This window comes from uncultured Limnohabitans sp. (assembly GCF_937889215.1).
Taxonomy (GTDB): domain Bacteria; phylum Pseudomonadota; class Gammaproteobacteria; order Burkholderiales; family Burkholderiaceae_C; genus Limnohabitans_A.
Window position 1 is genome coordinate 1 of the sequence record NZ_CALBEX010000561.1, and the last position, 5,694, is coordinate 5,694.

The window sequence follows — 5,694 nt, forward strand, 5'->3', positions numbered from 1 at the left end:
TTATCGTGATGGAGCGTGGCCACATCGTCGAGCAAGGCGCGCCCGCCGAGTTGCTGGCACGCGGTGGCGCTTATGCGCGACTGCACCATCGTGGTGAATGGGCACCTGAGCTGAAGGCCTGAGAGGCCTCAGAGCAGCACGATGTCGTATTGCTCAGGCCCCAAACTGGCCTCGACTTGCAGTGAAATGGGTTTGGCAATGAAGTCCGATAAACCCGCCAAGTGCTGGCTTTCTTCGTCCAACAGCAAATCGATCACGGCCGAAGTGGCCACGATGCGGAACTCGCGTGGGTTGAACTGACGCGCTTCGCGCAGGATCTCGCGCAATATGTCGTAGACCACCGAGCGCGGCGTCTTGACAATGCCCTTACCCTGGCAACTCGGGCAAGGTTCGCACAGCATGTGGGCCAAAGATTCGCGGGTGCGCTTGCGTGTCATCTCCAGCAAGCCCAGCGACGAAAATCCCCCAGCCATGGTCTTGACGCGGTCGCGCGCGAGTTGTTTGCGGAACTCGCCCAGCACCGCATCCTGGTGCTCGGCACGCGCCATGTCGATGAAGTCGGCAATGATGATGCCGCCCAAGTTGCGCAGGCGCAGTTGCCGCGCAATGGCCTGGGCCGCCTCCAAGTTCGTCTTGAAAATCGTGTCCTCAAAATTACGCGCTCCGACATAACCACCTGTGTTCACGTCCACCGTGGTCAAGGCCTCGGTTTGGTCAATGATCAGGTACCCCCCCGACTTGAGGTCCACCCGCCGGCCCAAGGCCTTGGCGATCTCCTCGTCAATGGCGTACAGGTCAAAAATCGGGCGCTCACCTTTGTACAGCTGCAGGCGCTCGGCCGCTTTGGGCATGAACTCCAGACCAAAGTTCTGCAGCTTGGCAAACTGCTCTTGCGAGTCAATGCGAATGCTTTGTGTGGCCTCCCCCACCAGGTCGCGCAACACGCGTTGCAACAGCGTCAAGTCCTGATGCAGGATCGAGGTGGGCGGCAGCCGCAAGGAGGCTTCTTTGATGCGGGCCCAGGTCTTGCGCAGGTAGGCAATGTCTTCTTGCAATTCTTCGTCGCTCGAATCTTCGGCATTGGTGCGCAAAATAAAGCCGCCCCCGGCCGTGCCGACCAAGGCTTGCACCCTTTGGCGCAGCGCATCGCGCTGGTCTGAAGGGATTTTTTGCGACACGCCAATGTGGTCGTCTTGGGGCAAGAACACCAGATGCCGGCCGGCAATGCTGATTTGCGTAGACAGGCGTGCACCCTTGGTGCCCATGGGGTCCTTGATGACTTGCACCATGATGGCGCGGCCCTCGAACACCTGTTTTTCAATCGGCACCAGCGGCTGGCCCGTGCGGGCGGCTGCGGCCTCGCCTTCGGCGTGCTTTTGCCACACATCGGCCACATGCAAAAAGGCCGCCTTGTCCAAGCCAATGTCGATGAACGCCGATTGCATGCCGGGCAACACCCGAGAGACTTTGCCCAAATAAACATTGCCCACCAGACCGCGCTCGAGCGTGCGCTCGACGTGCAACTCTTGCACTGCGCCAAACTCCACCACCGCGACCCGGGTTTCCTGGGGAGACCAATTGACCAAAATATCTTGTTGCATGGAGGGCATCAGATGGGGGAAAGTGAAAAGCAAGCGAGAAACGGCCAATAGTCGTCGGCACTGGGTAGCAGAGGATTGCTCAACAGCGCACGCCGCATGCGCGCAGCAAGGCTGCGGTCTCAAAGAGCGGCAGACCCATGATGCCTGAATAAGTGCCTTTGATCTGTTCAATATGGGCCGCTGCCCTGCCCTGCACCCCATAAGCGCCAGCCTTGCCCATGGGCTCACCCGTAGCCACATAGGCTTTGATTTGCGCAGTCGTCATGGGGGCAAAGCGCACCCAAGATTCGGACACCGCGCAAACGCGCTGGCGGCCTTTTTGAATGGCCACTGCGGTCAAAACCCGGTGCGACTGTCCTGACAGCCGCTTGAGCATGCGCAAGGCATCGGCGGGGTCAGCCGGTTTGCCCAAGATGTCACGGCCCAGACAGACGGTGGTGTCGGCGCACAGCACCGGAGCGGCGGGCAAGCCCTGGCGTTTCAAGCGCTGCACGGCGGCATCAAGTTTGAGGCCTGTGACCCGCGCCACATAACGCGCTGGCGCTTCTGCCCCGTGCACATCCTCTAAGGATTCGGCGTCTTCATCGGGACCGGCCAGCAGCAGCCGGTGGACCACACCGATTTGGTCCAGCAATTGGCTGCGCCGGGGGCTTTGAGAGGCGAGGTAAATGAAGTCGCTCATTCGCGGTGGTAAGGGTGATTGGCGTTGATGGACCAGGCGCGGTAGAGCTGCTCGATCAACAGCACCCGGGCCATGGCGTGGGGCAAGGTCAGGTCAGACAGGCGGATGCGTTCGTGTGCCGTTTGACGGAATTCGGGTTCCAGCCCATCAGGACCGCCAATCACCAAAGCCACATCGTCGCCGCCCAACTGCCAGTTGGTCAGGCGGGTGGCCAAGGCCTGAGTCGTCAAAGAGGTCCCGCGCTCGTCGAGCACCACGATGCGGGTGCCACGGGGAATGGCCGCTTCGATGCGCTGGCGCTCGGCCGCGTAAAGGTTGGGCAGCGTTTTGGAGCCACGAGGCTCTGTTTTCACCGCCTTGAGCTCGACCTTGAGCTCAGGCGGGAAGCGTTTGGCGTAATCGTCCCAAGCGGTCTGCGCCCAGTCTGGCACGCGCAGACCAACCGCCACGATCAGCAGCTTCATGCAAGGTCAATCGGCTTTGCGTCGGCTGGCCGCTTGCACCGGCTTGCGGGCCGGTGCTTTTTTGGCAGCAGGCTTGGCAGACTTGGCCGTAGGCTTGCCCACTGTTTTCAGGGTGGGTTTGCTGGTGGGACTGCTGGGTTTGCCCACGGACTTGACGGCGGTCTTGGCAGCCGTTTTGGACGCCGGCTTGGCCGCTGTTTTGACAACCGATTTGGCAGTGGTCTTGGACGCCGTTTTAGCCGCTGGTTTTGGTGATGATTTTGGTGCCGCTTTGGCGGCAGGCTTGCTGGTTTTGGCCGGGGCCTTCAGGGCGGGCTTGGTTTTGGCAGCAGGCTTGGCGCTGGAGGTTTTGCTGGCGGCTTTTTTGGCCACGGAATTCTTGATGTGGCCTTTGACCTCGGCCGTCGCCTCGGGCTTGGGTGCGCCAAACTTCAAACGCACCGGTGTTCCACCCCAGATTTCTTCCAGGTTGTAATAAGTGCGGATGGTGGGCTGCATGACGTGCACCACGGCTGGGCCGCAATCGACAATGATCCACTCGCCATTGTCTTCGCCCTCAATGCGGGGTTTGCCAAAGCCGGCGTTGCGTACTTTGTCACGCACGCTGGCGGCCAAGGCTTTGGTCTGGCGGTTAGAAGTACCCGAGGCAATGATGACCCGCTCAAACAAGGAGGAAAGGTGCTCGGTGTCAAACACCTGGATCTCTTGGGCCTTGACGTCCTCGAGCGCGTCCACAATGGTTCGCTGGAGTTTTCGAATGTCTTTTTTGGCTGCGTTTTCGGTCATCAATGGGGCCTGTAAAGGTGGTGTTCGTGAATGTAGCGCTCAACAGCGGGGGGTACCAGACCGGTCAGGGCCTGCTCTGCGGCCGCCAGCACACGGATGTCCGTGGCACTGTGAGGCATCAGCGGCATGTCCAGAGACCGAATGCGCGCTTGCAGCGTGTCAGAAATGGGTGGGGGTGAAGCGGGGGCGCGCAAGTCCTCGTTCCACGCCCGCACGGACAGATCACGGCTTGCGGCGCAGATTATAGCGATGCGCCCGATTTCACCGATTTGGTGCCAAGATGACAGGGACCGCCGCTGGTCATCACCGAGCAACAAATACAGCTGCGCCTGCGGGTATTTGGCCGCCAATTCGCGCAGCGTGTCCACCGTGTAGCTGGGGCCGGTGCGGCGCATTTCACGGTCGTCCACAACCACCTGCGGCAAATGCCCATAGGCCAGGCGGGTCATGGCGAGCCGGTGTGCGGCTGGGCTCAAGTCACGCGGTTTGTGCCAGGCCTGGCCAGTAGGCAAGACTTGCACCTGATCGAGTTGCAGCTGGGCCGTGGCGGCTTCGACCAAAGCCACATGGGCCATGTGTGGGGGGTCAAATGCGCCTCCAAAAATACCCAAGCGCTGCACACAGGGCGTTGCGTTGGACATGGCAGACGCCAGGCTCAAACCCAATCCTTGGGCACCAGAAAATGGCTGAGCAGTTGTGCCTCCGCAGAGCCGGGCGCGTCTTGCCTTTGGTAAGACCAGCGCACCTCGGGCGGCATAGACAGCAAGATCGACTCGGTGCGCCCGCCCGATTGCAAGCCGAAATGCGTGCCCCGGTCCCAGACCAAGTTGAACTCGACATAGCGACCGCGGCGGTAGAGCTGAAAGTCGCGCTCGCGCTCACCATAGGCGGTGTCCTGACGGCGCAGCACGATCGGCATGTAGGCCGTCAGCAGCGCATCCCCCACGCTTTGCATCATGGCAAAGCTTTGGTCCATGCCCAATTCAGAAAAGTCGTCAAAGAAAATACCCCCCACACCGCGCTGCTCGTGGCGGTGCTTGTTGCAGAAATAGTCGTCACACCATGTCTTGAAGCGCGGGTGCAGCCCCTCACCAAATGGGGTCAGGGCATCCTTGCAAGTCTGGTGGAAATGCACCGCGTCTTCGTCAAAGCCGTAATAGGGTGTGAGGTCCATGCCGCCACCAAACCAGGCCACGGGCGCCCTGCCCTCGGGCTTGGCGGCGATCATGCGCACGTTCATGTGCACCGTAGGTACATACGGGTTGCGCGGGTGAAACACCAGGGACATGCCCATGGCTTCAAAAGCCGACCCCGACAGCTCGGGGCGGTGCTGCGTGGCCGAAGGTGGCAACTGCGGCCCTGTGACGTGCGAAAAGCCACAACCAGCTCGCTCAAAGACCGGCCCCCCCTCCAGAATCTGGGTGATGCCACGGCCTTGGAGTTTTTCTCCTGGTCCTTTTTCCCAGGCGTCGGACAGAAAAGGGGTGCCATCCAACTCGGTCAAAGCCCCGGTGATGCGGGACTGCAGGCTCAACAGATAGTTTTTAACCGCATCGATGTCAAAAGTTGTGCTCATGGAATAAGGGTGCTGACGGTGAAAGGGCTCAAGCATGGGGCGAGGTTGACCTCGCATCTTGAGGCGGTGTTGAGGATGCGGGCATGGCTGGGCTCCAAGGCGTGATCGGCGCCATCTGGTGGGCATGAAAGCCTTGAACACCTTCAAAAACCTGGGCCATGTGGGCGTAATCTTGCGCCACTTGCCCGGTCAGTTGATAAAAATCCACCACGCTGAAGCGCCGCCGCCCCCAGTCGAGCTTGACCAATGCCAAAGGCACGTCCGCGCCAACCGCCAATTGGTAAAAACCACTGCGCCAGCCGGGGGTGTGGCTGCGTGTACCTTCCGGGGCCAAACCCAACCAAAGCAGCTGGTCTGCTTGTTTGTGCTGCTCAAAAACGTGCACCATTTGGCCCACCACACCACGGGAGGAGCTGCGGTTTATAGGAATGCCGCCTACCCAACGCATCCAGGTGCCCAACACTGGGATCTTGAACAAGGAATCCTTGCCCCAGAAGTGCGCCGGAATGCCCATCGCCCATTTGGCCAGCATGCCGATTGGGAAATCCCAATTGCTGGTGTGCGGGTACACAATGGCCACGCCCT

Annotated in this window: 7 protein-coding genes; all 7 read right to left on the reverse strand. The window is 60.5% G+C overall.

The genetic code is table 11. From position 1 onward, the window contains the following. Positions 1-128: 128 nt before the first annotated feature. Positions 129-1,601 (reverse strand): ribonuclease G, encoded by a 1,473-nt coding sequence (rng, locus tag Q0341_RS14070; RefSeq protein ID WP_299514570.1) that lies wholly within the window; start codon positions 1,599-1,601, stop codon positions 129-131. A gap of 79 nt (positions 1,602-1,680) precedes the next feature. Next, positions 1,681-2,283: a Maf family protein gene (locus Q0341_RS14075; RefSeq protein ID WP_299514572.1), complete on the reverse strand. Its 603-nt coding sequence runs from the start codon at positions 2,281-2,283 to the stop codon at positions 1,681-1,683. After that, on the reverse strand, positions 2,280-2,747 hold the full coding sequence (gene rlmH, locus Q0341_RS14080; protein ID WP_299514574.1) for a 23S rRNA (pseudouridine(1915)-N(3))-methyltransferase RlmH: 468 nt from the start codon (positions 2,745-2,747) through the stop codon (positions 2,280-2,282). Before rlmH ends, Q0341_RS14075 begins: the two co-directional genes overlap by 4 nt. A gap of 6 nt (positions 2,748-2,753) precedes the next feature. Then, positions 2,754-3,533 (reverse strand): ribosome silencing factor, encoded by a 780-nt coding sequence (gene rsfS, locus Q0341_RS14085; RefSeq protein WP_299514576.1) that lies wholly within the window; start codon positions 3,531-3,533, stop codon positions 2,754-2,756. Then, positions 3,533-4,192, reverse strand: coding sequence for a nicotinate (nicotinamide) nucleotide adenylyltransferase (nadD, locus tag Q0341_RS14090; protein WP_299514578.1), 660 nt, complete (start codon positions 4,190-4,192; stop codon positions 3,533-3,535). Before nadD ends, rsfS begins: the two co-directional genes overlap by 1 nt. After that, the gene (hemF, locus tag Q0341_RS14095) at positions 4,189-5,109 is read right to left on the reverse strand and encodes an oxygen-dependent coproporphyrinogen oxidase (RefSeq protein WP_299514581.1); all 921 of its coding nucleotides are present in this window, start codon (positions 5,107-5,109) and stop codon (positions 4,189-4,191) included. The genes nadD and hemF overlap by 4 nt, the downstream gene beginning before the upstream one ends. 28 nt (positions 5,110-5,137) lie before the next feature. Beyond that, a partial coding sequence (locus Q0341_RS14100; RefSeq protein WP_299514583.1) for a 1-acyl-sn-glycerol-3-phosphate acyltransferase occupies positions 5,138-5,694 on the reverse strand: 557 nt, incomplete at its 5' end.

Coding starts and splice junctions, on each gene's coding strand:
- rng (WP_299514570.1), bottom strand. CDS start 1,601: ATGCAACAAGATATTTTGGTCAATTGGTCTCCCCAGGAAACCCGGGTC.
- Q0341_RS14075 (WP_299514572.1), bottom strand. CDS start 2,283: ATGAGCGACTTCATTTACCTCGCCTCTCAAAGCCCCCGGCGCAGCCAA.
- rlmH (WP_299514574.1), bottom strand. CDS start 2,747: ATGAAGCTGCTGATCGTGGCGGTTGGTCTGCGCGTGCCAGACTGGGCG.
- rsfS (WP_299514576.1), bottom strand. CDS start 3,533: ATGACCGAAAACGCAGCCAAAAAAGACATTCGAAAACTCCAGCGAACC.
- hemF (WP_299514581.1), bottom strand. CDS start 5,109: ATGAGCACAACTTTTGACATCGATGCGGTTAAAAACTATCTGTTGAGC.